The organism is Pseudomonas sp. BP01, assembly GCF_022760795.1.
GTDB lineage: Bacteria > Pseudomonadota > Gammaproteobacteria > Pseudomonadales > Pseudomonadaceae > Aquipseudomonas > Aquipseudomonas putida_Q.
The window spans coordinates 45,947-72,819 of the sequence record NZ_JAFBKA010000032.1; the positions used below are offsets into that span (position 1 = coordinate 45,947).

Genomic DNA, 26,873 nt, shown 5'->3' on the forward strand with positions numbered 1-26,873 from the left:
TATGCGTCCTCTGGCCATGCCCTTGCTGTTGCTGCCTTGGGCGTTTGCGGCCCAGGCAGAGTCGTTGCCGGGTTTTCTCGACAGCCATGAATATGAAAGGCGCCTGCCCGAGACTGATCTGCCGGTGGACACCTACCGCCCCGTCAGCCCCAACCTGCGCATGCCAGGGCCGAGTGGCGATAGCCTGGCCTGGGCGCCTGCGGATACGCGTATGGTCCTGCACAAGGTGCGCTTCGAAGGCGGGACGGTGTTCCCCTTGAGCGACTTGCGTGAGCACTACCAGCCGCTGATCGGGCACCACGTCACGCTAGGTGAGCTGCAGCAGTACACCGAGCGCCTGACCGAGCGCTACCGGCAGGAAGGATATTTGCTTTCCTACGCCTACCTGCCACCTCAGGACGTGGCCGATGGCCGGGTAAATGTGGTGCTGGTTGAAGGTTATATTCGGGATTATCGCGTAGACGGCGATATCGGCCCGGCCAGTGACTATTTGCAGCAGCTGCTGACGCAGCTGGAAGCCGAGCGCCCGCTGACCCGGGAGACGCTGGAGCGCTACCTGGGGCTCGCTGAACGTTTGCCGGGCGTTTCGATAGAGGCTGAGCTGGCGATGGCGCAAACTGCTGACGGTGCGGCCCGCTTGACCGTACATGGGCGGCGCAAGCCGTTCAGCGCCACTGTAGTCGTGGCCCATTCCAATCGCGACGATCCGCAGACGCTGCTCACGGCTACCAGCAATGCCCAGACCCGCTTTGCCGAACAGCTCAAGGCCAGCCTGTTGATGCCTGCGGGGGATGACCAGGAGCATTACCAGCGGCTGGACTACAGCCAGTACCTGGACGCTGCCGGTAGCCAACTGCTGCTGTCGGCTTCGCGCTACCGCAGTGAGCCGGGCACGCGCATACGCCTGGATGATGGCCGTGACATGACCCGCGAGCGCAACAGTGAACGTTATGCAGTGGGCCTGCGCCAGCCAGTGGTTGTCAGGCCGAACGAATGGATGGCCGTGCAAGGTCATTTGTACGCGGTCAGCGAGCACGTCGAAGACCAACTGGACGACTACGACACCAGTGTGCGCGCGCTTTCCTTCGAGGGTGACTGGCGCAAGGTGGAAGGCAGTCGCCTGCGTATTATCAGTGCCGGGGTCTATCAGGGGTTGGATTACCTGGGGGCGCGCAGCGGCGCCGACTACGACATGGACTTTCTGCGACTCAGGTTGTCTGGGCTGCAAAGTGACCCGCTGTCAGCGCGTTTTCAGGGCGTTGTGTCGGGTGCGTTGTACTGGAGTGACGACCGGCTACCCGACAGCGAACGGGCGGGCTTTGGTGGTCAGCATTTCGGCCGTGGCTACCCGCGTGATCAGGCGGACGGGGACAAGGGATGGGGTGTGGCTTACGAACTGAACTACAGCCTGCGAGGTAGCGGGCTGGCGCTGGTTCAGCCCTATGCGGCAGTGGATGTGGCGCAGGCCTGGCATAACCGGGGGCCGGTGGACGATGCCCATCTGGCTTCGGCGGCACTGGGTGTACGGCTGGGGGATGGGCGCTACTTCAACGTTGCGCTGGAGGTGGCGAAGCCTTTGGCAGATGTGGCGTTGGATAGCCTGGACCGCGCTCCTCGTTTTACCCTGAGTGTTGGGTTTCAAATGTAGAGGGCGCTTTGCGCCCCTTTCGCGACACAAGGCCGCTCCTACAGGTCCACCGTATCATGAGGGTTGCGCGGTGCCTGTAGGAGCGGCCTTGTGTCGCGATGGGCTGCAAAGCAGCCCCGGCAATCTCCAGGGAAACCCCTCAATGGGTAGTAAACCTCAGATGCACCGGCGACGAGCTGGGCGTCAGCGCCAATGCCAGCTGGGTACGGTTGTGCATGTGGGTCAAACGCAACACCTGCGACACGTACAACTTGACGGTGTTTTCGGTAATGCCCAGTTCACAGGCGATCTGGTAATTGGTCTTGCCCTTGCTTACCAGCCGGGCGACTTCCAGTTGGCGTGGTGACAGTTTCTCGAAGGCAGCTGGCAGCTCGTTTTCGGCCTCTTCCACATCGCTGGCACGCCGGTGGGTACCTAGGCCACGGGCTTTTTCCAGGTCCTGGTACAGCTCGTCCACCGAGTCGGCCAGATCCTGCAAACGCTGGTTCAATTCACCCAGATCCCGGACGCTGCGCAAGCGCGACAGCAACGCCTCTTCCTGCCGGCGTACCCCTGCCAGCAGCTCATCAAGGTCCATCGGCTTCTGGTAGTAGTCGGCGAAGCCTTCGCGTAGCGCCCGGATCACGTCCTGCTTCTCGGCGCGCCCAGTCAACATGATGGCTTCGAATATGCGCTGGTTGCCGTTGATTTCTTTCAAAGCGCGCATCAGCTCGATGCCATCCCGATCCGGCATGTGCAGGTCACAGATGAGCAGACCGATGGCCGGGTCTGACACATAGTGCTTGATGGCTTCGTCGGTTGATTGGGCCGTTACGCAGACATAGCCCTTGGTTTCGAGGAATTCGCTTAGCTGTTCGACAATGACCGGTTGGTCATCAACCACCAACACTTTCACTTCACTCACTGGTCTGGACACGATCAACTCCCTGTTCTTATACGGCCCTGCTCCCGTGCCAGACGCTCTGGCAGCTTAAAAGTAGTCGCACAAAGCGAATATGTACAAGACGTGTACAAGTTATCGGACCACTGGAAGGGTTATTGGATCCATACGGCCGTTAGAAGAAAACCTGATAACACATAGGGTACGAACGCCTGTTTGTCGCCCATTTGTTCGGTCAGGGCCTGCAAACGCTTCTTCACCTTGGGATTGAGCAGGGTCCACAGGCGCCGACGGGTGAGCAGCCAGACCAGCACGCTGACACCGGCGCCGATGAACGTGCCGAGCACATATTGCGGGCTGGTGGCCAGGGCCAGTGCGCCCATCAGCTTGACGTCGTCGGCACCGAAGCGGCCGAGCATGTAGCCGGGCAGTGTAAGCAGCATGACGATGGCCAGTGCCCAGCCGGCATCACTGGCATCGGCGCCGATCCAGCTGTGGCCGGTGGCGAACAGCCAGAACAGGGCGCCCGCAGCCACGCCCAAGGTCAGCAGATCGGATATCTGGCGCTGACGCACATCCTGTTCGGAGCACAAGGCAAGCCACAGCAGGAGAACAATGCTTTGCATTGGCAGGTCGCCTTTCCCAAATGTTGAACACATCTACCCGGTCAGTCAGGTTTCCTTAAGTGAAGATAGTCAAGAACCTGTGCACGAGTGGGCGGGAAGGGGAAAAAGGCGTGGCTGGAATGGATTTTGTCGTAGTTGTCACAGACCTGGCAGGAGGTACAGCCGTGTTCAGAATCGCGATCTCTGTGGGAGCGGGTTCACCCGCGAACACCGGCGAAGACGGTGCCATGCACCGTGTCGCTTGCTTCGCGGGTGAACCCGCTCCCACAGAGTCCGCGGTGCATGCAAAAGCCGCGTTTGAATGTTATTTCTTGCTACCCGGCGGGTAGTTGGCCAGCACCTGGCTTACGGTTTTGTGAATGGCGCTGTTGCGTTCTTCCGGGCTTGGCGGGTAGTTGTTCATGATTTGCTCGGCACTGCCGCGCCACACCAGCTTGCCGTCACGCCCGTCGAACATGTCGACCTGAATGGTGGCAACCTTGTAGTCGACACTGCGGGTCTCGTTATACATCGGGCCGCCCCAGTAGCCGCCCCAGTAGCCACCCCAGCCACCGCCATAGTTGGTGGTGATCTGTTGCTGGCGCTGTTCCACGATCAGATACGTGCGCACCGTCAGGTCAGGCCGCGCGCCGCCTTGTACCGGGCGCAGGCCGCGCTGGTCGAGCTGGTCTGCCACCGCCTGGCGAATGCGCTGCTCGGTGAGGTCACTCTTGATCCGTGGATCATCCGGGCGGTACTGCAGGCCCGGTTCTTGCCACGCCCAGCTGCGGTAGGCGGCAAAATCACGGCTGGCATCGAAATCCTGCTGCACGTTATTGCTGGAGCAGGCGGCAAGCAGTAACGCGAATGACAGTAGAACGAGACGGCGCAACATGATGGTTCTCCGTTAGCTATTAACTGGGAGGATAGCCGCTGAGCGCCTTGTGCACAGAATCGCGCAAGGCGCTTTCGCGTTCACGCGGCGAGTCCTTGTCGCTGCCGCTTTCGGCGCTGGCGCTCCACACCGGCTGGCCGTTGCGGGCGTCGTACAGGTCGATGCGCACCACCATCACCTCCACCTCGTAGGTGCGCACGATGGGCACGCTGGCATAGCCCCCGTAGCCATTGCGGTAGCCGCCATAGCCGACACCCCCGTAGGGGTAGGGGCCGTAGTAGGGGTCGTAGGTGTCGTAGTCACGCACCTGGCGCAGGCGTTTTTCCAGGCGTATGTCGGCGCTCACCAGCAAGTCGCCGGCGGCCCCTCGGGCAGGGCGCAGGCCATGCTGGTCGAGTGCGCCACTGACGGCATCGGCCAGTTGCGACGGGTCGGCATTGGCCGAGCCGCTGGGCAACTGGCCATCGCGCCAGCTCCAGCTGCGGTAGTGCCCATAATCGCGCGCGGGCGCGGGGTAGGCACTGGCGTCGAAGGTGGTGGCCGCTTGGGCGGGGGCCGGGGGCAGCGGACGGCTGCTGGCCACATACGGGTTGCTGCCTTGGCAGGCAGCCAGGGCAAGCGGCAGCAGGGCCAGGCACAACAGACGGTACGGCATGTATTCCTCCCGGCGGGCGGGTCAACGGGGGCGGCACACCCAGTGCAGGTAGCGGCCAAGCCCGGCGAAGCCGGGGTGGCGGCGGTAGGCCAGTTCCATTTCCAGCAGGTCGAGCAGCTCGGCCTTGCCCTGGAACTCTTTGGGCATGTAATCGTGAAACACCCGCACGCCGCTCTCGCTTTCAACCTGCCACATAGCATCAAGTTGCGCCTTGAGCTCCCGTGGATCAAGGGGTTTCTGTGGGGTCAGGCTCTGCTTTTCACCTTCCAGCCGGTTGCTGCGCAACTTGCGGAAATGGCCCTTGAGCAGGTTGCGATAAACCAGCGCGTCGCGGTTGTAGAACGCCAGTGACAGCCACCCGGAAGGGGCCGTGAGCTGGTGCAGCACGGGCAGGATGCTTTCGGGTTCTGCCAGCCATTCGAGCACGGCATGGCACAGCACCAGGTCGTAGGGCTCGGTCAGTTGGCCGAGCAGGTCTTGCCAGGGGGCCTGGATGAACGTGGCAGTCTGGCCGGCCTCGGCAAAGCGCGCCCGGGCGCCGTCGAGCATGGGGGCGGCGGGCTCGGCCAGGGTCAGGTGATGGCCACGCTGGGCCAGCCACAAGGCCATGTGACCCAGCCCGGCGCCGATGTCGAGGATGCGCAGCGGGCGATCGGGCAGTGCCTCGGCCAGGTCGGCCTGCAGCACGGCCAGGCGGATCGCGCCCTTGGCGCCGCCGTAGATCTTCTCGGCAAAGCGGGTGGCCAGCTCATCGAAGTGACGGTCGTTCATCGGGCGAAGCGCCTCTCGCTGTCGGCCAGCTTGGCCCGCACTACCTGGTCCATGTCCAGGCCCAGCTCGCTGCACAGCAGCAACAGGTAGAGCACCACATCACCGACCTCCTGGCCGGCGTGGGCGAGTTTGTCGGCAGGCAGCTGGCGCGATTGGTCTTCGCTCAGCCATTGGAAGATTTCCACCAGCTCGGCCATTTCGACGCTGGCGGCCATGGCCAGGTTCTTCGGGCTATGAAAGCCGCGCCAGTCATTGTTGTCGCGGATCTGGTGCAGGCGTTGGGTAAGTTCTTGCAGGTTCATCGGGGTCTCCTAATGCTGCATAGCTTCGGCCCAGGCCCGATGCAAAGCAAGCGCATCCCACTACGACACGGTCCTACAGGGGACTCCACCCTCCGACCATATGCAGCACGTCCCCATGCCCATCCAGCCGCAACGCCCCCGCAGGCCCCGCCTCACTGGCACTGAGTACCACTTCCGACGGCAACCGTACCGGTTTGCGGAAATCCACTTCAAAGGCATAGCCGCTGTGTGGCATGTGCCCACGCAGTGCCGCCAGGGCCATGGCCTTGCTCCACATGCCATGGGCAATGGCCGTGGGGAAGCCGAACAGCCGCGCGCTGGCGGCACTGAGGTGGATAGGGTTGTAGTCCCCGCACACCTTGGCATAACGCCGGCCGATATCACTGTCGGCGTACCAGCGGGTGGCCTCGGGCAATGGCGCCGGTTCATCGTCGGCCGGCTCGCCTGCCAGGCCCTCCAGCTTCAGCCCGCGCACCAGCATGCGGCTGGTCTCGCGCCAGAGCAGGCCAATGCCGTCGTCTGCCTCGGTAACCAGGTCGAAGGTGCCGCCCTTGGCATGCGGCTGCAGGTTTTGCGCATACACCGCAAAGCGCAGCCCTTCGATACCACCAAGCGGGCGCAGCACCTCGATGCGGTTATGCAGGTGCACCAGCCCGAGCAGCGGGAAAGGGAAGTTTTGGGCGGTCATCAACTGCAACTGCAGCGTGAATGCCATGATGTGGGGGTAAGTGCCTGGCAGGCGGCCATCGTCGGTAAAGTGGCAAAGCCGTCGATAGGCTGCCAGGTTGCCCGGCTGAACCGGGATGAAACAGCGCAGGCCATCCTCCGGCAAGCGGTCACCGCTGATGCTGCGCTTGCTGGCTGCACGCAGGTACAGGCTGGCGCGGGCAGCCGGGCTTTGCAGGTCATGCCAGTTTCTGCTCATGTTCACGCTCCCATCAAGGCCTGGCCGCATACGCGCAGCACCTGGCCGTTGACCGCCCCGGAGCCTGGCTGGCTGAGCCAGGCGATGGCTTCGGCGACGTCCTGCGGGCGGCCGCCCTGGCCCAGCGAGCTCAAGCGCCGCCCGGCCTCGCGCAGGCCCATGGGCATGGCCGCGGTCATGTGGGTTTCGATGAAACCGGGGGCGACAGCGTTGATGCTGCCGCCGTGCTCGGCGAGCCGGGGCGCCCAGGCTTGGGCCAGGCCGATCAGCCCGGCCTTGCTCGCGGCATAGTTGGCCTGCCCACGGTTGCCGGCGATGCCACTGACCGAGGCCAGCAGGGTGATGCGCGCGTTTTCCCCCAGTGCGCCGTTGTCATACAGCGCCTGGGTTAGTAGTTGCGGTGCCTTGAGGTTAACCGCCATGACCGCGTCCCAGTATTCCGGGGTCATGTTGGCCAAGGTCTTGTCGCGGGTGATGCCGGCGTTGTGCACCACGATGTCGATGCCGTCGGGCAGGGCGGCGAGCAGTTGCGTTGCCGCATCGCTGGCGCAGATATCCAGTGGCAGCGCCTTGCCACCCAGGCGTGCGGCGAGGGCGTCGAGGTCCTGGCTGGCCTGCGGCACATCCAGCAGCAGCACATCGGCGCCGTCCCGCGCCAGGGTTTCGGCGATCGCGGCGCCGATGCCGCGTGCCGCACCCGTGACCAAGGCGCGGCGGCCACCCAGCGGGCGGGTCCAGTCGTCTACCTGGCTGGTGCACGCTTCCAGGCGCAGTACCTGGCCAGAAATGAACGCACTCTTGGGCGAGAGGAAAAACCGCAAGGCGCCTTCCAGCTGGTCTTCGGCGCCGGGGGCGACATACAGCAGCTGGGCGGTCGCACCATTGAGCAGTTCCTTGGCCAGCGAGCGGCTGAAGCCTTCAAGGGCCCGTTGGGCAACGCTGGCCAACGGGTTGTCGAGGCTTTCCGGAGCGCGCCCCAATACCACGACATGGGCGCACGGGGCCAGGCTGCGTAGCAGTGGCTGGAAAAATTCGCGCAACTGCTTCAGCGCATCGCTGTCGGACAGATGACTGGCATCGAACACCACGGCTTTGATTTTCGGCCCCAGGCCGGCCACCCAGGCTTCGGCCTGCAGGTTGTCGGCATTGAAGCTGTATAGCGCGTCGGTCAGGCGCGGGGCGATGGCTTCGACCTGGGCTGCCAGTGGCCCGCCACCCAGCACCAGTGCCCCTTCGACCGGGCGCAGGCGGCCGGCCTGCCAGCGCTCCAGCGGCGCAGGGCTTGGCAGGCCAAGGGCATCCACGAGCCGGCGGCCGAGGTTGGAGTTGGCAAAACCGAGGTAGCGATCGCTCATGAGTGGGTCTCCGCAAAGGCAAGCTTGAAAGTGTGGACCAACTTTGTGGCAAGGTCGTTCGAAAGCGGTAAAAACACCTAGGCTGTACGGATCAAATTGTTTCAGGAGGAACAAGCACATGCGTTTACTTCGCCGGGTCGCGATCCTGGGCGGCAACCGAATTCCCTTTGCCCGCTCCAATGGCGCCTATGCCACGGCCAGCAACCAGGCGATGCTCACCGTCGCACTCGAAGGCCTTATCGAGCGTTATCGCCTGCATGGGTTGCGGTTGGGGGAGGTGGTGGCTGGCGCGGTGCTCAAGCATTCCCGTGACATGAACCTGACCCGTGAATGTGTGCTGGGTTCGCGCCTGTCGCCGCAGACCCCGGCCTATGACATCCAGCAAGCCTGTGGCACCGGGCTGGAAGCTGCGCTACTGGTGGCCAACAAGATTGCCCTGGGGCAGATCGATTGCGGTATTGCCGGTGGTGTGGATAGCACCTCCGATGCACCGATTGCCGTCAACGAAGGCCTGCGTCACATCCTGCTGCAGGCCAACCGTGGCAAAAGCCTGGGCGAGCGACTCAAGCCTTTCCTCAAGCTGCGGCCTCACCATCTGAAACCCGAATTACCACGCAATGGCGAACCGCGCACGGCGTTGTCGATGGGCGAGCATTGCGAGCGCATGGCCCAGGCCTGGCGCATTGGCCGTGCAGAGCAGGACGAGCTGGCGTTGCTCAGCCACCAGAAGCTGGCCGCCGCGTACACCGAGGGCTGGCAGGATGACTTGCTGACCCCTTTTCTGTCGCTGACGCGGGACAACAACTTGCGTCCCGACTTGACCCTCGAGCAGTTGGCCAAGCTCAAGCCCGCCTTCGACCGCAGTGGCCAGGGCACGCTGACGGCGGGTAACTCCACGCCGCTGACCGACGGCGCCTCGGTGGTGTTGTTGGGCACGGAGGAATGGGCTGCGCAGCAGGGGTTTGAGGTGTTGGCTTATCTGGTCGATGGCGAAACCGCTGCGGTGGATTTCGTCACGGGCCGCGAAGGGCTGTTGATGGCGCCGGTGTATGCCGTGCCACGTTTGCTGGCGCGCAATGGCCTGACCCTGCAGGACTTCGACTACTACGAGATCCATGAAGCCTTTGCCGCCCAGGTGCTGTGCACGCTCAAGGCCTGGGAGGATGCCGACTATTGCCGCGAGCGGTTGGGGCTGGATGCGCCGCTTGGCGCGATTGACCGCAGCAAACTCAACGTCAAGGGCAGCTCGCTGGCGGCTGGGCACCCGTTCGCGGCGAGCGGGGGGCGGATATTGGCCAACCTGGCCAAGTTGCTGGCCACGGCGGGGAAGGGGCGTGGGCTGATTTCGATTTGTGCGGCGGGTGGGCAGGGAATAACCGTTATCGTCGAGCGGTGATCTTCTGCAAGCCCGCGAAGAAGGCAGCACAGATGCCACAGTCCTACCCCCAACTGTTAGGCTTGTCTGCTCATAACTACAAGAAACCGCCATGCCGATCATCGGACATCCCCGCGCTATCCCGGCGCTGGACCACTTGCCCAGGCCCCTCTATGCCCGTGCCGAAAGCCTCGGCGCCGGCTCCTGGACCACCCGCCACCAGCACGACTGGGTGCAGTTTTCCTACGCCATCAGCGGCGTACTCGGCGTATACACGCGCGACGGCAGTTACTTCGCCCCGCCCCAGTGGGGTGTGTGGATCCCTGCCGATGCCGAACACGAAGTGGTCACCTCCGTGCAGGCCGAGATGCGCAGCCTGTATGTGCGCCGCGATGCCTGCCCATGGGCCCCGGAGCAATGCCGGGTGCTGGAAGTGACGCCACTGGCGCGCGAGCTGATCAAACAGTTTTGCCTGTTTGCGCCGGACTACCCGGAGGGCGACAGCGCCGAGGCGCGTCTGGTGGCGGTGCTGCTCGACCAATTGTGCACCTTGCCGGAAGTCGGGTTTTCACTGCCGCTGCCCCGCCACCCAGGGTTGCTGGCCCTGTGCAACGGCTTGATGGCCGCACCGGACCAGCCGCAGACCTTGCAGCAATGGGCGCGGGAGCTGGGGTGTTCGGAGAAGACGCTGATGCGGCTGTTCCAGCGGGAGACGGGGTTGAGCTTCCGCAACTGGCGCCAGCGCATGCGGTTGCTGTCGTCGCTGGCGCTGCTGGAGGCGGGGGAGAATGTGACCGAGGCGGCGTTGGGGTGTGGGTATGACTCCACTTCGGCCTACATTGCGGCGTTCAAGCAGCTATTTGGGGCTACCCCTGGCGAGTTGAAACTCTAGGCATCGTTTGCCTGTTCCGGCCTATCGCCGGCAAGCCAGCTCCCACAGGACCCCGCTGCCTCAGGGGCTTTGCAGTCCCTGTGGGAGCTGGCTTGCCGGCGATAGGGCCGGTATAGGCAATGCGTCAATCAGGTGCGGAACCTGCGCACCAGCGAATCCAGCTCATTGGACAGCCCAGCCAGGCTCTCGGAGTCCTGGCGCGCCGCTTGGGCCAGTTCGGCCACCAGCTGCGCATCCCCGTGGATCTGGCTGATGTGCCGGTTGATGTCCTCGGCCACCTGGTGTTGTTCCTCGGCCGCCGTGGCGATCTGCGTGTTCATGTCGCGGATCACATCCACCGACTCACGGATCTGCCCGAAGCTGTCGCGGGCCAGGCCAATACGGCTCACCGACTGCTGCGACACTTCCAGGCTGGCATGCATCTGGTCGGCCACTTCGGCAGTGCGGCTGGCCAGGTTGCCCAGCAGGCCGTCGATTTCGGCCGTGGAGTCGGCAGTGCGCTTGGCCAGGGCCCGCACTTCATCGGCCACCACGGCAAAGCCACGGCCCTGCTCACCGGCACGGGCGGCTTCGATGGCAGCATTGAGGGCCAGCAGGTTGGTCTGTTCGGCAATCGAGCGAATGGTGCCGAGGATCGACTGGATGGCGTTGCTGTCACGCTCCAGCTGCTGGATCGACTGCGCAGATTGTTCGATTTCGTGGCTCAGGCGGTCGACGCTTTGCACCGCAGCGTCGATCTGCTGCTGGCCTTCGCGGGCTTGCTGCTGGCCGCTGTCGGCCGACTGCGCCGCCTGGCTGCAGGAACGGGCCACTTCGTTGGCGGTGGCGACCATTTCGTGGAAGGCGGTGGAAACCATGTCCACGGCCTCGCGCTGGCGGCCTGCGGCCTCGGCCATGTCGCTGGAAACACGGGTCGAGCTGCTGGAGGTGCTGAGGATTTTGCCGGCAGCAGCGCCGATGTGCTGGATCAGGCTGCGAATGGCACCGAGGAACTGGTTGAACCAGCTGGCCAGTTGCGCGGTTTCGTCGCGGCCACGGATTTCCAGGTTGCGGGTCAGGTCGCCCTCGCCTTGGGCAATGTCTTCCAGGCCGCTGGTGACGCTGTTGATCGGGCGCACGATCAGCTTGGCGAAGGCTGCACCCACCACTGCGAACAGCGCGGCCAGCACCACGGCGATAACGCCGATCAGCCAGGTGAGCCGGGTGGTGGTCTGCATCACTTCGCTTTGCTCGATCAGGCCGATGAAGGTCCAGCCCAGCTGCTCGTCGGGGTAGACGTTGGCCATGTAGCGCACGCCATTGAGCTCGACCTCGACCAGGCCTTTGCCGGCCTTGGCCAGTGCGGCATAGCCGTCGCCAAAGCTGGCCAGCTGCTTGAAGTTGTGAGCGGCGTCGCGTGGGTCGACCATGACGTTGCCGTTGCTTTCCACCAGCATCAGGTAACCACTTTCACCCAGCTTGATCTGTTTGACGATCTCGGTCAGGCCTTTGAGCGACACGTCGATGTTGACCACGCCGCCGGGGTTGCCAAGCTGGTTCGCCACGGCCCGCACGGTACTGACCAGCACCGCGTCGTCGGCGGCCCAGTAGTAGGCACCGGTGCGCACGGTCTTGCCTGGGTTGGCCATGGCCAGCTGGTACCAGGGGCGGGTGCGTGGGTCGTAATTGACGAACTTCTGCCCGGCCGGCCAGCCCGTGTAGCCGCCGTCGTTCACCCCGTAGGAGAGGTAGGCATAGGAGGGATGTGAGTTGGCCAGGCGGGTCATGAACTCGAGGAGCTTGCTGGCGTGCTCGCCCAGTTCGTAGGACGGGGCGGCGCTCATGTACTTGTTCAGCTCGCTGCCGGTGGCGGCGACCATTGGCTGCGAAGCCATGTACTCGACGTTCTGGTTGATGCCCTGGAAGAAGATGTTCATCGCGTTGCTGACCTGGCGGATTTCCCGGCTGCTACCGTCGAGGAATCCGTCGCGGGCTTCGCCGCGCAGGTTGAGGACCACCAGGGTGGCCACGAGGACAATGGGCAAGCCGGCGATGACCGCGAATGCCCAGGTCAGTTTCTGTTTGATGCTCATCGACGCTCCCGGAATTTTTATTGTCGACCCACGAGGCAGGTAGCCAGTACATCGGCAGCATTCCGGTTTTTATGAAGCATAACGCCCGTATTTCTTGGATAAAGTCGCGGTTGATGACTATTCGGTCGCGTTTGGACGCTTATGGCATACCAAACGCGGGTGACCGATCAGTGACAGCAGTTTCCAGCAGCGCCATTGGCCAGGTCCTTGAGGATCGGGCAGTCCGGGCGGTCGTCCCCCTGGCAATGCGAAACCAGCTCGCCAAGGGTATCGCGCAGGCTCACCAGCTCCTCGATGCGCCGGTTCAGCTCATCGATGTGCTGCATGGCCAGTGCTTTCACATCGGCGCTGGCACGTTGGCGGTCCTGCCACAGGGTCAGCAGCTTGCCGACCTCTTCCAGGGAAAAGCCCAGGTCGCGGGAGCGCTTGATGAAGGCCAGGCTGTGCAAGTCTTCTGCCTGGTACAGGCGGTAGCCGCTGTCGCTGCGCGTGGCAGGTTTGAGCAGGCCGATGGATTCGTAATAACGGATCATCTTGGTGCTAAGCCCGCTGCGGCGGGCGGCCTGGCCGATGTTCATGGCGCTTCCTCGGTGGTGCTGGTGGGTTTCCACGCCTTGAGCCACAGCGCGTTGCTGACCACGCTGACGCTGGACAGGGCCATGGCGGCGCCGGCCAGTACCGGGTTGAGGTAACCCAGCGCCGCCAGCGGGATGCCGATGAGGTTATAGATGAACGCCCAGAACAGGTTCTGGCGGATCTTGGCGTAGGTCTTGCGGCTGATCTCCAGGGCGGCCGGCACCAGGCGTGGGTCACCTCGCATCAGTGTGATGCCGGCGGCCTGCATGGCCACGTCGGTACCGCCACCCATGGCAATGCCGATATCGGCGGCAGCCAGGGCCGGGGCGTCGTTGATGCCATCGCCGACCATGGCAACCACGCCATTGCGCTTGAGTGCGGCCACGGTGGCGGCCTTGTCGGCAGGCAGGACTTCGGCATGCACATCGTCGATGCCCAGAGCGTCGGCCACCACTTTGGCGCTGCCGCGGTTGTCGCCGGTCAGCAGGTGGCTGCTGATGTGCTGTGCGTGCAGGGTGTCGATCGCCTGTGCGGCGCCGGGCTTGAGGCTGTCACCAAAGGCGAACAGGCCCAGAACACGAGGTTGCGTGCCGCGTTCGATGAGCCACGACAGGGTGCGACCCTCGGCTTCCCAGGCCTGGGCCTTGGCGGCCAGGTCACCGGGCTGCAGGGCGCTTTCGTCGAGCAGGCGGCGGTTGCCCAGGGCCAGCTCGCGGCCTTCTACACGCCCGGCAATACCGCGACCGGTCAGCGACTGGCTGTCGGTTACGCTTGGCACGTCCAGCCCCTGATCGGCGCAGGCATCCAGCACCGCCTTGGCCAGTGGGTGCTCGCTGCCGCGCTGCAGGGCGCCGGCCAAACGGTGCAGGTCGGCACTGCTGCCCACTTGCGCCTGGCTATGGACCACCCGGGGGCTGCCGGAGGTAAGCGTGCCGGTCTTGTCGAAGACCACGCGGTTGACCGCATGGGCACGCTCCAGGGCTTCGGCGTCCTTGATCAGGATGCCGTGGCGGGCGGCAACCCCAGTGCCGGCCATGATTGCTGCAGGTGTGGCCAGGCCGAGGGCACAGGGGCAGGCGATGACCAACACGGCAACGGCGTTGATCAGTGCGGTTTCCAGCGGTGCGCCGGCCAGCCACCAGCCGATCAGGGTGATCAGTGCCAGTACCAGCACCGCCGGGACGAACAATTGGCTGACCCGGTCGACCAGCTTCTGGATCGGCGCCTTGGCGGCCTGGGCGTCTTCCACCAGGCGGATGATACGGGCCAGCACGGTTTCGGTGCCCAGCGCCTGGGTGCGCACCAGCAACCGGCCTTCGCCGTTGATGGCACCACCGGTGACACTGTCGCCGGGCTGCTTGGGTACCGGTAGGCTCTCGCCGCTGATCAGGGCTTCATCGGCATGGCTGCTGCCGTCTTCGACCACACCGTCGACCGGGAACCGCTCGCCGGGCTTGACCAGTACCAGGTCGCCCAGCACCAGCTGGGCGATGGCCACGTCTTGCTCCTGGCCGTCGACTACACGCAGGGCGCGCTCCGGGCGCAGTGCCTCAAGGGCGCGAATGGCGCTGGCGGTCTGGCGCTTGGCACGGCTTTCCAGGTACTTGCCCAGCAACACCAGGGCAATCACCACGGCCGACGCTTCAAAGTACAGGTGTGGGGCCATGCCGGCAGGGGCCTGCGCCCACTGGTACAGGCTCAAGCCGTAGCCAGCGCTGGTGCCTAGCGCCACCAGCAGGTCCATGTTGCCGGCGCCGGCGCGCACGGCCTTCCAGGCGGCTACGTAAAAGCGCGCGCCGAGAATGAACTGCACCGGCGTGGCCAGCAGGAACTGCGCCCATGCGGGCAACATCCAGTGCAGGCCGAACGGCTGCACCAGCATTGGCAATACCAGTGGCAGGGCCAACAGCAAGGCTGCGCCGACCGCCAGGCGCTCATTGCGCAACCGGCGCTGGGCAACGCTTTGGTCGTGATTGGCCGTTTGCGGCAGGCTGGCGCTGTAGCCGGCCTTGTGCACGGCGTCGATCAGCAGGTTGTCGTCGACGGCCGCGAGCACCTTGAGGTGCGCGCGTTCACTGGCGAGGTTGACGCTGACCTGCTCGACCCCGGGCAGCTTGCCCAGGGCGCGCTCTACGCGGCCGACGCAGCTGGCGCAGGTCATGCCGCCAATCTGCAGCTCGACGGTACGGCTGGGCACCCCGTAGCCGGCCTCGCGCACGGCGTCGAGCAGGGCTGGCAGGCTGTCGGCCGGGGCCTGGACCCGGGCCTGTTCGGTGGCGAGGTTGACGCTGACCTGTTCAGCGCCGGTGACCTTGCGCAGGGCGCGTTCGACCCGGCCGGCACAGCTGGCGCAGGTCATGCCGGAGATCGGCAGGTCATATGTGGTGGATGCGGGCATGGCTCTCCTCCTTGGACAGGCCTCCAGCATCAACCTTGCCATGCAGGGAAGGTCAATAGCCCAGGCCGGCTCGCTTCAACTCCAGCCCATGATGCCCCATGGCGATGCGGTATTTGTTGATCTGGCCCGCCTGCAGGTTCAAGCGTGTGCTGCGTTGGTCTTCGATGCCCGCTGCGCAGCCTGGCATCTGCCCCGGCAGCAGGCGCAGGCGCACATCTACCGGGCCGGGCGGCAGGTTGAACGAGGTGGATTGTTCCTGGAACACACGCCCGGAAAGCTGATCGTTGAGGTAGACGCCGATTTCGCAGTGGGTGGCCACTTCCAGGCGTTCCCGGGAAATGATCAGTACGCTGTAGTCCGAATTGCCCTCGGCGCTAGCCGGTGGCACCGCAGCCAGCGCGCTCAATAGCCCGACGACGCCCAATGCTGCCCTGAACATGAAAAATCTCCTGCTTGCCTGATCGTCAAACGCGAAGCTTGGCCGACGTGGGCGCGGATTTCCACCCCAGGTGTTGCTGGCCGGGCTTGACCTTGCCCCGATGGCAAGCTTGAGACTCGTTGAAAACCTGAAGGAGGTAACCCCATGCAAGTGTTCAATGTACAAGGCATGACCTGCGGCCATTGCGTGAAAGCCGTGACCCGGGCGGTGCAGGAGCAGGATGCGGCGGCCAAGGTAGAGATCGACCTGGCGGCGAAGCAGGTACGGGTGCAGAGTGAACTGGGGCAGGAGCAGATCCTTACGGCCATTCGGGATGAGGGTTATCAGGCCGAACTGGCCTGAAGACTTGCCAGTGGGAGACTTACCGGTGGGAGCGGGCGTGCCCGCGAACACCGGCGTAGCCGGTGCCATCCACCGCGGTGCCTGATTCGCGGGCACGCCCGCTCCCACAGGGAGCACGGCAGTTTCAGGTTTCGAGCGAGACAGCTGTCACCGCAAGGCCCGATGTTTGTTGCAAATGTTTTCAGCCTGAGCGGCTCCACAGCAGGTAGAATCGTGCACTTGCTTAGCCTGCTATGGATTCCTGATGAACCTGCGAATGGTGCTCATCCTGGGCGCACTCAGTGCGTTCGGGCCCTTGGCGATCGACTTCTACCTGCCCGCCTTCCCGGCCATGGCGCAGGCGTTCGCTACCGATGAAAAACACATCCAGGCCACTTTGGCCGCTTATTTCCTCGGCCTGTCTATCGGCCAGTTGGCCTATGGCCCGGTAGCCGACCGCTTTGGCCGGCGCATACCGCTGATGTTCGGGGTAACCCTGTTCACCCTGGCGTCGCTGGCCTGTGCCTATGCGCCCAACCTCGACACCCTGGTGCTGGCGCGCTTCGTCCAGGCACTGGGCGGTTGTGCCGGTATGGTGCTGTCGCGGGCTATCGTCAGCGACAAGTGCGACCCGGTGTCCTCGGCCAAGGTGTTTTCGCAACTGATGCTGGTCATGGGCCTGGCGCCGATCCTGGCACCGATGCTGGGCGGGGTGCTGGTGAACCTGGCGGGCTGGCAGTCGATCTTCCTGGCCTTGAGCCTGTTCAGTGCCGGCTGCCTGCTGGCGGTCAGCCTTGGCCTGCCGGAAAGCCTGCCTGAGCACATGCCGCGTCAGCCGCTGTCTGGCGCTTTGCGCCAGTACCTGCGGTTGCTTGCTGACCGGGTGTTCCTTGGCCATGCCTTGACCGGTGGTATCGCCATTGCCGGCATGTTTGCCTACATCGCCGGTTCGCCTTTTGTGTTCATCAAGCTCTATGACGTGCCGGCCGAGCATTACGGTTGGCTGTTTGGTACCAATGCCGCCGGCTTTATCCTGGTGGCGCAGGTGAATGCACGTTTGCTGGCCAAGCGTGGGCCGGCGTTTCTGTTGGCGCGCGGGGTGTGGGTTTACCTGGCGGCAGGCCTGGCGCTGTTGGGCGTGGCAGCGTTGCAGCCGGCACAGTTGTGGCCGCTGCTGGTACCGCTATTCATCTGCATCGCCAGCCTGGGCTGCATCATCCCTAACGCCTCTGCCTGCGCCATGAGCGGGCAGGGCGCACGGGCTGGCAGCGCCTCGGCACTGATGGGCTGCCTGCAGTTCAGCGTCGCCGCAGGGGCGGCGGCACTGGTCGGCCTGCTGCATGATGGCAGTGCGGTACCCATGGCGATGGTGATCAGCTTGTGCGGTGCACTGGCGGTCAGTGTCGCGCTGCTGACCCGACGCTTGCAGGCCAGGCGTCCCGCATAAGCGGGTGGGGTGCCTGCAGGCGGGTCTCCAGCGTGGCGACGAAGGCCCGCGCCTCGGCCTCGCTGCGGAAACTGACCACGTGTTGATCGAGCTGGACCTGCCAGGGGCAGGCAGGGTTTCGGCTCGATGCGCTGACGACAATTTTCATCGCGGCATACCTCCAGAAGGGGGAGCCGCTCAAGTGTAGCGCTGCCCCTCGTGCCTGCCACGCGCTGTATCCGTGTCCTGACTGACGGTCGACAGGCGCATTGCTCAAACCCTGGTTCCGGCCTCGGGCGTAATGCCCGCAAACCTGCAGAACCTTCGCTTTGTTTCGCGCTATTTGTGGAACATGGCTGTGGGCCGTATCTGAAACTGCAGCAAGTCTTTTTTCATCAAGATATTTCAGCACCCCCTGCAAGCGTCCATCGGAGCTTTGGCTGACCGGGCTTCGGGCGATTTCCAAGGCCGCTGCGCTTGTTGCCATGGGTAGGCATACCCAGTGGCTTTATGCCGTCGGTGCGTCGGCACGTGGTCGTCTGAACGGCGTTTTCTGCGGCTTATACTGGCGACCCAGGCCAGTGACAGCGAGAGGTGCTTCCCTGCCAGGGTTGGCCATCGCGTCCACACAGTGAACTTGCAGGGAGTTACAGGGATATGAACGCAGCCAGCAGCATCAGCCAGATAGCCAGCCTGATGGCCGACCCCAAGCGTAGTGCCATGCTCTGGGCATTGATCGATGGCACGCCACGGCTCGCCAATGAGCTCGCGATAATGACCGGTCTGACTTCGTCATCGGCTTGCGCGCACCTTTCGTTGCTGTCGTCGGCCGGTTTGCTCAGGCATGAAGCAAGGGGCCGCAAGCGCTATTTCCGCCTGGCGACACCGCAGGTGGGGGCAGCCGTGGAGGCCCTGGCCAGCGTTCAGCTGGTGAGCGCCAGGGGGGAGCGGGCAAAGGCGCCGGTCTCACCGCTGCCCATGTCGATGCGCAGGGCGCGCCGTTGTGGCGATCACCTTGGCGGGGAGTTGGCCAGTGAGCTGTATCATCGCCTGGTGGTGGCCGGCTGGCTGGAAGGCAGCGGTCGACAGTTGATGGTCAGTGATGAAGGGCGGGCGCAGTTGGCCTTGGTTGGGGTCTACATCGATGCCCTGGCGCCACACCAGCAACGTGGTTGCGTGATCTGCCGTTGCACCGAGTGGGACGACCAGGCCCCGCACCTGGGCGGTGTGCTGGGCCAAGCCTTGTTCAGGCTGTTCATGCAATCTGGCTGGATGCGTGAGGCCGAGGACACGCGGGCGTTGCATATCTCTGCGCTGGGTATCCAGCAGATCAATCGCATAGCCCGCGTGGCGACGTTGCAGGTCGGTTGAGCGCAACGCCTTCGTTCAATCAGACCAGCCGGGCATCCAGGCTGTTCTGCGCCAGGCGACGGGCCTGGTCTTCGTTCATGCCCAGGTGGGTGTGCAGGGCGTGGAAATTTTCCGTCACGTAGCCGCCGAAGTAGGCCGGGTCGTCCGAGTTGACCGTGACCTTCACGCCGCGTTCGAGCATGTCGAGGATGTTGTGCTGGCTCATATGGTCGAACACGCAAAGCTTGGTGTTGGACAGCGGGCACACCGTGAGCGGGATCTGCTCATCGATGATGCGTTGCATCAGCCGCTCGTCCTCGATGGCGCGTACGCCGTGGTCGATACGCTTGATTTGCAGCAGGTCCAGCGCTTCCCAGATGTACTCGGGCGGGCCTTCTTCGCCGGCATGGGCAACGGCAACAAAGCCTTCGCTGCGAGCGCGGTCGAAAACGCGCTGGAACTTGCTCGGCGGGTGGCCCATTTCCGAGCTGTCCAGGCCTACGGCGATGAACGCATCGCGGAACGGCAGGGCCTGGTCGAGGGTTTTTTGTGCTTCCTCTTCACTGAGGTGGCGCAGGAAGCTGAGGATCAGGCCACTGCTGATGCCCAGTTGCTTGCGGCCGTCCTTGAGCGCCTGGTTGATACCATTGAGCACCACTTCGAAGGGGATGCCGCGGTCGGTGTGGGTTTGCGGGTCGAAGAACGGTTCGGTATGGATCACGTTCTGGGCTTTGCAGCGTTGCAGGTAGGCCCAGGTCAGGTCGTAAAAGTCCTGCTCGGTACGCAGCACATCCGCGCCCTGGTAATACAGGTCGAGGAACTCCTGCAAGTTGTTGAAGGCATAGGCACCCCGCAAGGTCTCCACATCGGCCCAGGGCAGGGCAATCTTGTTGCGCTCGGCCAGGGCGAACAGCAACTCGGGCTCCAGCGAGCCTTCCAGGTGCAGGTGCAGTTCGGCCTTGGGCAGGGCGTTCAACCAGTCATACATAGTGGATCATCTCAATCAGGTACGGTTGCCGCCATTCTACAGGGCCTGGCCGGGCATTGCGCCCGGCCAGGCTGCGACCCGGTGAATCACCAGACCAAGGGTTCGCCCTTGTAGTTGATGAAGCGCAGGCCGCCGTTGCCGCTTTGTGCCTTGATCTGGTCGAGCATGCCGCGGGTACTGGTGAGCACGTCGATTTCGGCGTTTTCGCCACCCATGTCGGTTTTCACCCAGCCCGGGTGCATGGCCAGCACGCACAGGTCGGGGCGCTGTTGTTCGACCACGAAGCTGTTGATCATCGAGTTCAACGCGGCTTTGCTTGCCTTGTACAGGCAGATTTCACCACCGTCGGGGATTGTCACGCTGCCCAGGATCGAGCTCATGAAGGCCAGCACGCCGCTGCCTTCGCGTACCTGGCCGACCAGGCGGCGGGCCACGCGGATCGGGGCCACGGCATTGGTCATGAACAGGTCGCCGATGTCGTTGCTCTGTACTGTTTCCAGGTCTTGCGGCAGGGGGCCCATGACGCCCGCGTTGACGAACACCAGGTCGAATACCTGACCTTGCAGGCGTTGTTGCAAGCGATCGAGCTGGGCGGTGTCGTTCATTTCCAGCTGTTCGATGCGCACACCGGGCACGCCTGCCAGGGCGCCGGGTTGCTGCGGGTTGCGCACGGTGGCGGTGATGTTCCAGCCGTCTTCGTTCAGGCGCTGCACCAGGCCCAGGCCAAGCCCGCGCGAGGCACCGATGATAAGTGCGGTTTTTGTGTCAGCCATGTGAACGCGCTCCGTGGTCGGTGGTTAAAGAAAGGTATTGAGGATAATGCACAGCGGCAGTTACTGCCTTGCCCATGACTGTATAAAAAATGATCAACTGCACCTGGGCCTTGTCTGGCCGGGCATTGCACCTGTTGGCGCACGGGTTATCCACAAGCTGGTCCACAGTTATTGTGTGCAAGCCCAAGGCGATGCAGCCAGGCCGCTTGGTCGCGCACTGGGGATAACTCGTGAGCTTTCAGCGGTTTGCAGCTGTCATCAAACGGTGATCATAATATGATCAAAGCGCTGCAGGCCTTGAAAACAGAGCTCTGCAAGCGACTGCCCCAAGCTTATCCACAGGCAGGCCCACAGTTGTTGTGGGCAATGTTCAGCGTGCTTCGAGCAGGATGCGCCCGCGGCTCAGGTCGGCCAGTTGCTGCTGCAGGGGTGCCAGGTGGGCGTCACCGAGGGCAATCAGCAGGTCTACGCCATTGGCGGTGAACTGTTCATCCAGTACCAGGCCGTCTACCTCTGCCAGGCGCAGTTTCACCAGCGCCAGTTCGCTGAAACTGCAGCTGCAGGTGAATTCGCTGCGCTGCACCAGCAGCCGCTTGGGCGCCTGTTGCAGGCACTTGTTGGCGCCGCCGCCATAGGCCCTGGCCAGGCCACCGGTACCCAGCTGGATGCCGCCGTACCAGCGGATCACCAGCACCACGACCTGGTCGCAGTCCTGCGCTTCGATGGCAGCCAGGATCGGGCGGCCTGCGGTGCCGCCGGGTTCGCCGTCATCGTTGCTGCGGTACTGCGCGCCGAGCTTCCAGGCCCAGCAGTTGTGAGTCGCCGCCAGGTCGCTGTGGCGTTCGATGAAGCTCATTGCATCGGCGGCACTGCTGATCGGCCCGGCGAGGGTGATGAAGCGGCTTTTGCGGATGTCCTCGCGGTATTCGCAGAGGTCGAGCAGGGTAGAAGGCATAAATGACGGTTACACAGCCGGCTTGATGCCGCAGCCCTTCAGAATGATGTGGATAAGGTTGTTGCTCGCGTCTTCCATGTCCTGCTTGGTCAGGCGACTGCGGCCGGTGACCTGGCAGATCTGGGTGGCGAAGTCGGCGTAGTGCTGGGTGCTGCCCCAGAGCAGGAAGATCAGGTGCACCGGATCGACCGGGTCCATCTTGCCGGCTTCGATCCAGGCCTGGAACACGGCGGCCCGGCCGCGGAACCACTCGCGGTAGTCGGCACTGAAGTACTCGGTCAGGCAGGTGCCGCCGCTGATCACTTCCATGGCGAAAATCCGCGAGGCTTGTGGGTTGCGCCGCGAGAACTCCATCTTGGTGCGGATGTACTGGCTCAGGGCTTGCCCCGGGTCGTCCTCCACGCTCAAGGCGTTGAAGGTGCTGTCCCACAACTCGATGATGTTGCTGAGCACGGCAATGTACAGGCCCAGCTTGTTGGTGAAGTAATAGTGCAGGTTGGCCTTGGGCAGTTCCGCCTTGAGGGCGATGGTGTTCATGCTGGTGCCCTTGAACCCATGGCGAGCGAACTCGTCTTCTGCGGCCTGGATGATGGCCTGTTCGTTTTTCTGGCGGATGCGGCCCGCGGGCTTGCCCGAGGCGGAGAGGCGGTGCGCAGGAACTTCTAGGGTCATGGACGATTCCGTACGGGTCAGTGGCTGCGGCTGTCGGACAAGATTACCTGCCTGCGCCGAAGTGACAAGCGTTTGCGGCACAGACTGGCATCAACGTGTCGCAGCCAGGCTGTCCAGGAAGCTTTCCAGTACCAGGTTGGGGCGCCGGCCCTTGCGGGTTACCCAGCTCAGGCTCAGGTCATAGAAGCGCTGTTGGGGCTTGAGGGCGCGCAAGCGGCCTTGCTGCACCCAGAACGTGGCGTAGTGGTCGGGCAGGTAGCCGATGTAGCGCCCGGTGAGGATGAGAAACGCCATGCCTTCGCGGTCCGAAGCACTGGCCGTACAGTTCAGCGCCTGGTAATGGGCCTGGATATCGGCGGGCAGGCGGAAGGTGGGGGTGATGGCTTCCTGGCTGTTGAGGCGGTCGTCGTCCACCTGCTGGTCATCGGCATAGAACAGCGGGTGGCCGACGGCGCAGTACAACAGCGAGCGTTCGCTGTACAACGGCTGGTACTCAAGGCCCGACAGCGGGCTGGTCTGGGGTACCACACCGACATGCAGGCTGCCGTCGAGCACACCATGTTCGACCTGACTGGGGGCGATCATGCGGATCTGGATACGCACATCGGGCCCGCGGTCCTTGAGCTCGGCCAGTGCATGGGTGATGCGCATGTGCGGCAGGGTGACCAGGTTGTCGGTCAGGCCAATGTTCAATTCGCCACGCAAGTGCTGGTGCAGGCCGTTGACCTCGGTGCGAAAGCTTTCGAGGGCGCTGAGCAGTTGCAGTGCAGAATGGTAGACCTCGCGGCCTTCCTCGGTCAGCGAGAAACCGGCGCGGCCGCGCTGGCACAGGCGCAGGCCGAGGCGCTGCTCAAGGTCGTTCATTTGCTGGCTGATGGCCGAGCGACCAATGCCCAGCACGTTTTCGGCGGCCGAGAAGCCACCGCACTCGACTACGCTGCGGTAGATCTTCAGCAGGCGGATGTCGAAATCGCTGACTTGGGCGAGTGGATCGGGGCGTCGGCTCATCAGTTTAGTCACGGCCTGTCTGAAGATTAGAAATGTTGGCTTTTTCAGACTTTATCGCCGTGCCAATTTAGCTGCAACAACATCCATCGTTGCCTAATCGTCTTTCGAGGAACCGCCGATGAACATGCCCGAAACCGCTCCCGCCGGTATCGCTAGCCAGCTCAAGCTGGATGCCCACTGGATGCCTTACACCGCCAACCGCAACTTCCACCGCGACCCACGGTTGATCGTGGCGGCCGAAGGCAACTACCTGGTCGATGACCAGGGGCGCAAGATCTTTGATGCCCTATCCGGCTTGTGGACCTGCGGCGCCGGGCACACCCGCAAGGAAATCACCGACGCGGTGACCCGTCAGCTGAGTACCCTGGACTACTCTCCGGCGTTCCAGTTCGGCCACCCGCTGTCGTTCCAGCTGGCCGAGAAGATCACCCAGCTGACCCCGGGTGACCTGAACCACGTCTTTTATACCAACTCCGGTTCCGAGTGCGCCGATACCGCGCTGAAGATGGTGCGTGCCTACTGGCGTCTGAAAGGCCAGGCGACCAAGACCAAGATCATCGGCCGTGCACGTGGCTACCATGGCGTGAACATCGCCGGTACCAGCCTGGGTGGCGTCAACGGTAACCGCAAGATGTTCGGCCAGTTGCTGGATGTCGACCACCTGCCTCACACCGTGCTGCCGGTGAACGCCTTCTCCAAGGGTTTGCCGGAGGAGGGCGGTATTGCCCTGGCTGATGAAATGCTCAAGCTGATCGAGCTGCACGATGCCTCCAACATCGCTGCAGTGATCGTCGAGCCGCTGGCCGGCTCGGCCGGTGTACTGCCGCCGCCGAAGGGTTACCTGAAGCGCCTGCGTGAAATCTGTACCCAGCACAACATCCTGCTGATCTTCGACGAAGTGATCACCGGCTTTGGCCGCATGGGTGCGATGACCGGTGCCGAAGCCTTCGGCGTTACCCCGGACCTGATGTGCATCGCCAAGCAGGTAACCAACGGCGCCATCCCGATGGGCGCGGTGATTGCCAGCAGCGAGATTTACCACACCTTCATGAACCAGCCGACGCCGGAATACGCCGTGGAGTTCCCGCACGGCTACACCTATTCGGCCCACCCGGTAGCCTGTGCCGCCGGTATTGCCGCACTGGACTTGCTGCAGAAGGAAAACCTGGTGCAGTCCGCCGCCGAGCTGGCGCCGCACTTCGAGAAGCTGCTGCACGGGGTGAAGGGCACCAAGAACGTCGTCGATATCCGTAACTACGGCCTGGCCGGCGCCATCCAGATCGCCGCCCGTGACGGTGATGCCATCGTCCGCCCTTACGAAGTGGCGATGAAGTTGTGGAAGGCAGGCTTCTATGTACGCTTCGGTGGCGACACCCTGCAGTTCGGCCCAACGTTCAACACCACGCCGCAGGAACTGGATCGCCTGTTCGACGCCGTGGGCGAAAACCTGAACCTGATCGACTGATCTTTCCGATTTTGATGCCAGGCGCGTGCACGTATCGCGCGCCTGGCTCTACCTTCTTTATCTGGAGTTTTGCATGAGCATTGTTCAGCACCTGATCCATGGCGAGCTGGTTTCCAAAGGTGAGCGCACCGCCGATGTCTTCAACCCGTCCACCGGCCAGGCTGTACGCAAGGTCGAGTTGGCCAGTCGCGCGACCGTGCAGGAAGCGATCGACTCCGCCAAGGCGGCCTTCCCGGCCTGGCGCAACACCCCGCCGGCCAAGCGCGCCCAGGTGATGTTCCGTTTCAAGCAATTGCTGGAGCAGAACGAAGCCAAGATTTCGCAAATGATCAGCGAAGAGCATGGCAAGACCCTGGAAGACGCAGCTGGTGAACTGAAGCGCGGCATCGAGAACGTTGAGTTCGCCTGCGCAGCGCCAGAAGTATTGAAAGGCGAGTACAGCCGCAACGTCGGCCCGAACATCGATGCCTGGTCCGACTTCCAGCCGCTGGGCGTAGTCGCTGGCATTACCCCGTTCAACTTCCCGGCCATGGTGCCGCTGTGGATGTACCCGCTGGCCATCGCCTGCGGCAACGCTTTCATCCTCAAGCCTTCCGAGCGTGACCCGAGTTCAACCCTGTACATCGCCCAGCTGCTGCTGGAAGCTGGCCTGCCGAAGGGCATCCTGAACGTGGTGCACGGTGACAAGGAAGCGGTGGATGCGCTGATCGAAGCGCCAGAAGTAAAAGCACTGAGCTTTGTCGGTTCGACGCCGATCGCCGAGTACATCTATGCCGAAGGCACCAAGCGCGGCAAGCGCGTGCAAGCCTTGGGTGGCGCGAAGAACCACGCGGTACTGATGCCGGATGCCGACCTGGACAACGCCGTCAGCGCACTGATGGGCGCGGCCTATGGTTCGTGCGGCGAGCGTTGCATGGCTATTTCGGTGGCGGTATGCGTGGGCGACCAGGTGGCCGATGCCCTGATTGCCAAGCTGGAACCGCAAATCAAGGCGCTGAAGATTGGTGCCGGCACCTCGTGCGGCCTGGACATGGGTCCGCTGGTGACTGCTGCTGCCCGCGACAAGGTAGTGGGTTACATCGATGACGGTGTTGCTGCTGGCGCCAAGCTGGTGGTGGATGGCCGTGGTTTGCGTGTGGCCGGTAATGAAGATGGCTACTTCGTGGGCGGCACCCTGTTCGACAAGGTGACCCCGCAGATGCGCATCTATAAGGAAGAGATCTTCGGCCCGGTGCTGTGCGTGGTGCGTGTAAACAGCCTGGAGCAGGCCATGCAGCTGATCAATGATCACGAGTATGGCAACGGTACCTGCATCTTCACCCGTGACGGTGAGGCGGCGCGCCTGTTCTGCGACGAGATCGAAGTGGGCATGGTCGGTGTGAACGTGCCTTTGCCGGTGCCGGTGGCTTATCACAGCTTTGGTGGTTGGAAGCGTTCGTTGTTCGGTGACCTGCATGCCTATGGCCCGGACGGGGTGCGCTTCTATACCCGTCGCAAGGCGATTACCCAGCGCTGGCCACAGCGTGCCAGCCATGAGGCGTCGCAGTTTGCGTTCCCTAGCCTTTAAGGCAGGTAACTAAAAGCGGGGAGGCCGAAAGGCTTCCCCGCTTTGTTTTTGGGGGTGTTCGCCTTGGGTCTTTCAGCGCCTGTGAGATCGAGCGCCGCCCGCGCGGCGCATCGCCGGCAAGCCAGCCCCCACATTTGTTTCGGGCCAGTTCAGCCTGTGCCATTAGCGCGCGACCCCTTGTTTGTTCCATTCGATATCGAAGGTTGCACCGCCGCTTCTCTGCAACCTCCAGCCATACACCCAGGGGCGCGCGCGCCAATGGCTCAGGAATTATTGGCCTGAAACAAATGTAGGAGCTGGCTTGCCGGCGATGCGCCGCGCGGGCGGCGCTCGATCTCACAGGCGCAGAATGTGTTGTGGCGGGCCCCTGGTGGCTTTTCCAGGGTGTTTCCCGCTTATATTTCAGTTTCTTGAAATTAAAGGTTGACGCCCCTCCGAATCCCCTTATAATGCGCCCCACTTCCAGCGACATCGGAACGACAAACTCCTTGAGATTCAATGAGTTAAGTAGTTAAGGTGATGCTGAAAGGGCTACGATCAACTGATCGCAAGCGGTTGAA

Annotated in this window: 26 protein-coding genes and 1 pseudogene; 8 read left to right on the forward strand and 19 right to left on the reverse strand. The window is 63.3% G+C overall.

Annotated elements, in window-relative coordinates; genetic code table 11:
* The first annotated feature begins 1 nt into the window (after window position 1).
* A complete protein-coding gene (locus JOY50_RS23200) occupies window positions 2-1,648 on the forward strand; it encodes a ShlB/FhaC/HecB family hemolysin secretion/activation protein (protein WP_132846990.1) in 1,647 nt (548 codons plus the stop codon).
* 139 nt (window positions 1,649-1,787) lie between these two features.
* Here JOY50_RS23200 and JOY50_RS23205 read toward each other — a convergent pair whose 3' ends face one another.
* The 8 genes from JOY50_RS23205 to JOY50_RS23240 all read right to left on the reverse strand — a co-directional run bounded on the left by JOY50_RS23205 (window position 1,788) and on the right by JOY50_RS23240 (window position 8,036).
* Complete coding sequence (locus JOY50_RS23205) at window positions 1,788-2,564, reverse strand: response regulator transcription factor (RefSeq protein ID WP_243055921.1); 777 nt, start codon at window positions 2,562-2,564, stop codon at window positions 1,788-1,790.
* A 119-nt stretch (window positions 2,565-2,683) separates the two neighbouring features.
* The gene (locus JOY50_RS23210; protein ID WP_019470377.1) at window positions 2,684-3,154 is read right to left on the reverse strand and encodes an A24 family peptidase; all 471 of its coding nucleotides are present in this window, start codon (window positions 3,152-3,154) and stop codon (window positions 2,684-2,686) included.
* A 304-nt stretch (window positions 3,155-3,458) separates the two neighbouring features.
* On the reverse strand, window positions 3,459-4,028 hold the full coding sequence (locus tag JOY50_RS23215; RefSeq protein WP_132846992.1) for a DUF4136 domain-containing protein: 570 nt from the start codon (window positions 4,026-4,028) through the stop codon (window positions 3,459-3,461).
* A gap of 19 nt (window positions 4,029-4,047) precedes the next feature.
* Window positions 4,048-4,683, reverse strand: coding sequence for a DUF4136 domain-containing protein (locus JOY50_RS23220; RefSeq protein WP_243055923.1), 636 nt, complete (start codon window positions 4,681-4,683; stop codon window positions 4,048-4,050).
* A 21-nt stretch (window positions 4,684-4,704) separates the two neighbouring features.
* Window positions 4,705-5,454: a methyltransferase domain-containing protein gene (locus JOY50_RS23225; protein ID WP_138737175.1), complete on the reverse strand. Its 750-nt coding sequence runs from the start codon at window positions 5,452-5,454 to the stop codon at window positions 4,705-4,707.
* Window positions 5,451-5,756, reverse strand: coding sequence for a MazG-like family protein (locus JOY50_RS23230; protein WP_019470373.1), 306 nt, complete (start codon window positions 5,754-5,756; stop codon window positions 5,451-5,453). Before JOY50_RS23230 ends, JOY50_RS23225 begins: the two co-directional genes overlap by 4 nt.
* Window positions 5,757-5,829: 73 nt before the next feature.
* Window positions 5,830-6,681 (reverse strand): MaoC/PaaZ C-terminal domain-containing protein, encoded by an 852-nt coding sequence (locus JOY50_RS23235; protein WP_243055925.1) that lies wholly within the window; start codon window positions 6,679-6,681, stop codon window positions 5,830-5,832.
* 2 nt (window positions 6,682-6,683) lie between these two features.
* Window positions 6,684-8,036 carry a 3-oxoacyl-ACP reductase gene (locus JOY50_RS23240; RefSeq protein WP_019470371.1) on the reverse strand — a complete coding sequence of 451 codons (1,353 nt, stop codon included), beginning with the start codon at window positions 8,034-8,036 and terminating at the stop codon, window positions 6,684-6,686.
* 118 nt (window positions 8,037-8,154) lie between these two features.
* Here JOY50_RS23240 and JOY50_RS23245 point away from each other — a divergent pair, with 118 nt between their 5' ends.
* Together JOY50_RS23245 and JOY50_RS23250 are read left to right on the forward strand one after the other, a co-directional pair.
* Window positions 8,155-9,432, forward strand: coding sequence for an acetyl-CoA C-acetyltransferase (locus JOY50_RS23245; RefSeq protein WP_132846996.1), 1,278 nt, complete (start codon window positions 8,155-8,157; stop codon window positions 9,430-9,432).
* Between the two features lie 91 nt (window positions 9,433-9,523).
* Entirely contained in the window at window positions 9,524-10,303 is a 780-nt protein-coding gene (locus tag JOY50_RS23250) for a helix-turn-helix transcriptional regulator (protein WP_243055927.1), read from the forward strand.
* Between the two features lie 128 nt (window positions 10,304-10,431).
* On the opposite strand, the gene JOY50_RS29330 is transcribed toward JOY50_RS23250, so the two are convergent.
* From JOY50_RS29330 to JOY50_RS23270, 5 genes and pseudogenes are all read right to left on the reverse strand, one after another.
* The gene (locus JOY50_RS29330) at window positions 10,432-11,199 is read right to left on the reverse strand and encodes a methyl-accepting chemotaxis protein (RefSeq protein WP_370529840.1); all 768 of its coding nucleotides are present in this window, start codon (window positions 11,197-11,199) and stop codon (window positions 10,432-10,434) included.
* 90 nt (window positions 11,200-11,289) lie between these two features.
* Window positions 11,290-12,375: pseudogene (locus JOY50_RS29335) on the reverse strand (cache domain-containing protein); the annotation flags it as partial.
* Window positions 12,376-12,542: 167 nt separating this feature from the next.
* Window positions 12,543-12,953: a Cu(I)-responsive transcriptional regulator gene (gene cueR, locus JOY50_RS23260; protein ID WP_019099768.1), complete on the reverse strand. Its 411-nt coding sequence runs from the start codon at window positions 12,951-12,953 to the stop codon at window positions 12,543-12,545.
* Window positions 12,950-15,349 carry a heavy metal translocating P-type ATPase gene (locus tag JOY50_RS23265; RefSeq protein WP_138737177.1) on the reverse strand — a complete coding sequence of 800 codons (2,400 nt, stop codon included), beginning with the start codon at window positions 15,347-15,349 and terminating at the stop codon, window positions 12,950-12,952. The genes cueR and JOY50_RS23265 overlap by 4 nt, the downstream gene beginning before the upstream one ends.
* 52 nt (window positions 15,350-15,401) lie before the next feature.
* Window positions 15,402-15,788: a hypothetical protein gene (locus tag JOY50_RS23270; protein WP_138737178.1), complete on the reverse strand. Its 387-nt coding sequence runs from the start codon at window positions 15,786-15,788 to the stop codon at window positions 15,402-15,404.
* Window positions 15,789-15,932: 144 nt separating this feature from the next.
* On the opposite strand from JOY50_RS23270, the gene JOY50_RS23275 reads away from it, so the two are divergent.
* Together JOY50_RS23275 and JOY50_RS23280 are read left to right on the forward strand one after the other, a co-directional pair.
* The gene (locus JOY50_RS23275; protein WP_016484763.1) at window positions 15,933-16,130 is read left to right on the forward strand and encodes a heavy-metal-associated domain-containing protein; all 198 of its coding nucleotides are present in this window, start codon (window positions 15,933-15,935) and stop codon (window positions 16,128-16,130) included.
* 244 nt (window positions 16,131-16,374) lie between these two features.
* Complete coding sequence (locus JOY50_RS23280; RefSeq protein WP_132847001.1) at window positions 16,375-17,556, forward strand: multidrug effflux MFS transporter; 1,182 nt, start codon at window positions 16,375-16,377, stop codon at window positions 17,554-17,556.
* On the opposite strand, the gene JOY50_RS23285 is transcribed toward JOY50_RS23280, so the two are convergent.
* Window positions 17,507-17,704 carry a hypothetical protein gene (locus JOY50_RS23285; RefSeq protein ID WP_080642756.1) on the reverse strand — a complete coding sequence of 66 codons (198 nt, stop codon included), beginning with the start codon at window positions 17,702-17,704 and terminating at the stop codon, window positions 17,507-17,509. The genes JOY50_RS23280 and JOY50_RS23285 overlap by 50 nt on opposite strands.
* Before the next feature lie 488 nt (window positions 17,705-18,192).
* On the opposite strand from JOY50_RS23285, the gene JOY50_RS23290 reads away from it, so the two are divergent.
* Window positions 18,193-18,906, forward strand: coding sequence for a helix-turn-helix transcriptional regulator (locus tag JOY50_RS23290; RefSeq protein WP_132847002.1), 714 nt, complete (start codon window positions 18,193-18,195; stop codon window positions 18,904-18,906).
* 19 nt (window positions 18,907-18,925) lie between these two features.
* Here JOY50_RS23290 and JOY50_RS23295 read toward each other — a convergent pair whose 3' ends face one another.
* The 5 genes from JOY50_RS23295 to JOY50_RS23315 all read right to left on the reverse strand — a co-directional run bounded on the left by JOY50_RS23295 (window position 18,926) and on the right by JOY50_RS23315 (window position 23,284).
* The gene (locus tag JOY50_RS23295; RefSeq protein ID WP_132847003.1) at window positions 18,926-19,873 is read right to left on the reverse strand and encodes an adenosine deaminase; all 948 of its coding nucleotides are present in this window, start codon (window positions 19,871-19,873) and stop codon (window positions 18,926-18,928) included.
* An 86-nt stretch (window positions 19,874-19,959) separates the two neighbouring features.
* Window positions 19,960-20,646, reverse strand: coding sequence for an SDR family oxidoreductase (locus tag JOY50_RS23300; RefSeq protein ID WP_132847004.1), 687 nt, complete (start codon window positions 20,644-20,646; stop codon window positions 19,960-19,962).
* A 370-nt stretch (window positions 20,647-21,016) separates the two neighbouring features.
* Entirely contained in the window at window positions 21,017-21,601 is a 585-nt protein-coding gene (locus JOY50_RS23305; protein ID WP_019472753.1) for a YigZ family protein, read from the reverse strand.
* Window positions 21,602-21,610: 9 nt separating this feature from the next.
* Window positions 21,611-22,273, reverse strand: a complete 663-nt coding sequence (locus tag JOY50_RS23310; protein WP_019472752.1) for a TetR/AcrR family transcriptional regulator — start codon at window positions 22,271-22,273, stop codon at window positions 21,611-21,613.
* 90 nt (window positions 22,274-22,363) lie between these two features.
* Window positions 22,364-23,284: a LysR family transcriptional regulator gene (locus tag JOY50_RS23315; protein ID WP_026034606.1), complete on the reverse strand. Its 921-nt coding sequence runs from the start codon at window positions 23,282-23,284 to the stop codon at window positions 22,364-22,366.
* A gap of 115 nt (window positions 23,285-23,399) precedes the next feature.
* Between JOY50_RS23315 and JOY50_RS23320 the strand changes: the two genes are divergently transcribed.
* Complete coding sequence (locus JOY50_RS23320) at window positions 23,400-24,746, forward strand: aspartate aminotransferase family protein (RefSeq protein ID WP_019472750.1); 1,347 nt, start codon at window positions 23,400-23,402, stop codon at window positions 24,744-24,746.
* A 73-nt stretch (window positions 24,747-24,819) separates the two neighbouring features.
* A complete protein-coding gene (locus tag JOY50_RS23325) occupies window positions 24,820-26,313 on the forward strand; it encodes a CoA-acylating methylmalonate-semialdehyde dehydrogenase (protein WP_012270363.1) in 1,494 nt (497 codons plus the stop codon).
* The last annotated feature ends 560 nt before the right edge of the window (window positions 26,314-26,873 follow it).

What these genes read in the sequence shown, in the direction of transcription:
- JOY50_RS23295 (WP_132847003.1), bottom strand. Translation starts at nt 19,873, where the DNA reads ATGTATGACTGGTTGAACGCCCTGCCCAAGGCCGAACTGCACCTGCAC.
- JOY50_RS23290 (WP_132847002.1), top strand. Translation starts at nt 18,193, where the DNA reads ATGAACGCAGCCAGCAGCATCAGCCAGATAGCCAGCCTGATGGCCGAC.
- JOY50_RS23325 (WP_012270363.1), top strand. Translation starts at nt 24,820, where the DNA reads ATGAGCATTGTTCAGCACCTGATCCATGGCGAGCTGGTTTCCAAAGGT.
- JOY50_RS23280 (WP_132847001.1), top strand. Translation starts at nt 16,375, where the DNA reads ATGAACCTGCGAATGGTGCTCATCCTGGGCGCACTCAGTGCGTTCGGG.
- JOY50_RS23245 (WP_132846996.1), top strand. Translation starts at nt 8,155, where the DNA reads ATGCGTTTACTTCGCCGGGTCGCGATCCTGGGCGGCAACCGAATTCCC.
- JOY50_RS23220 (WP_243055923.1), bottom strand. Translation starts at nt 4,683, where the DNA reads ATGCCGTACCGTCTGTTGTGCCTGGCCCTGCTGCCGCTTGCCCTGGCT.
- cueR (WP_019099768.1), bottom strand. Translation starts at nt 12,953, where the DNA reads ATGAACATCGGCCAGGCCGCCCGCCGCAGCGGGCTTAGCACCAAGATG.
- JOY50_RS23305 (WP_019472753.1), bottom strand. Translation starts at nt 21,601, where the DNA reads ATGCCTTCTACCCTGCTCGACCTCTGCGAATACCGCGAGGACATCCGC.
- JOY50_RS23300 (WP_132847004.1), bottom strand. Translation starts at nt 20,646, where the DNA reads ATGGCTGACACAAAAACCGCACTTATCATCGGTGCCTCGCGCGGGCTT.
- JOY50_RS23320 (WP_019472750.1), top strand. Translation starts at nt 23,400, where the DNA reads ATGAACATGCCCGAAACCGCTCCCGCCGGTATCGCTAGCCAGCTCAAG.
- JOY50_RS23265 (WP_138737177.1), bottom strand. Translation starts at nt 15,349, where the DNA reads ATGCCCGCATCCACCACATATGACCTGCCGATCTCCGGCATGACCTGC.
- JOY50_RS23310 (WP_019472752.1), bottom strand. Translation starts at nt 22,273, where the DNA reads ATGACCCTAGAAGTTCCTGCGCACCGCCTCTCCGCCTCGGGCAAGCCC.
- JOY50_RS23275 (WP_016484763.1), top strand. Translation starts at nt 15,933, where the DNA reads ATGCAAGTGTTCAATGTACAAGGCATGACCTGCGGCCATTGCGTGAAA.
- JOY50_RS23210 (WP_019470377.1), bottom strand. Translation starts at nt 3,154, where the DNA reads ATGCAAAGCATTGTTCTCCTGCTGTGGCTTGCCTTGTGCTCCGAACAG.
- JOY50_RS23250 (WP_243055927.1), top strand. Translation starts at nt 9,524, where the DNA reads ATGCCGATCATCGGACATCCCCGCGCTATCCCGGCGCTGGACCACTTG.
- JOY50_RS23285 (WP_080642756.1), bottom strand. Translation starts at nt 17,704, where the DNA reads ATGAAAATTGTCGTCAGCGCATCGAGCCGAAACCCTGCCTGCCCCTGG.
- JOY50_RS29330 (WP_370529840.1), bottom strand. Translation starts at nt 11,199, where the DNA reads ATGGCCGAGGCCGCAGGCCGCCAGCGCGAGGCCGTGGACATGGTTTCC.
- JOY50_RS23225 (WP_138737175.1), bottom strand. Translation starts at nt 5,454, where the DNA reads ATGAACGACCGTCACTTCGATGAGCTGGCCACCCGCTTTGCCGAGAAG.
- JOY50_RS23230 (WP_019470373.1), bottom strand. Translation starts at nt 5,756, where the DNA reads ATGAACCTGCAAGAACTTACCCAACGCCTGCACCAGATCCGCGACAAC.
- JOY50_RS23270 (WP_138737178.1), bottom strand. Translation starts at nt 15,788, where the DNA reads ATGTTCAGGGCAGCATTGGGCGTCGTCGGGCTATTGAGCGCGCTGGCT.
- JOY50_RS23240 (WP_019470371.1), bottom strand. Translation starts at nt 8,036, where the DNA reads ATGAGCGATCGCTACCTCGGTTTTGCCAACTCCAACCTCGGCCGCCGG.
- JOY50_RS23235 (WP_243055925.1), bottom strand. Translation starts at nt 6,681, where the DNA reads ATGAGCAGAAACTGGCATGACCTGCAAAGCCCGGCTGCCCGCGCCAGC.
- JOY50_RS23200 (WP_132846990.1), top strand. Translation starts at nt 2, where the DNA reads ATGCGTCCTCTGGCCATGCCCTTGCTGTTGCTGCCTTGGGCGTTTGCG.
- JOY50_RS23215 (WP_132846992.1), bottom strand. Translation starts at nt 4,028, where the DNA reads ATGTTGCGCCGTCTCGTTCTACTGTCATTCGCGTTACTGCTTGCCGCC.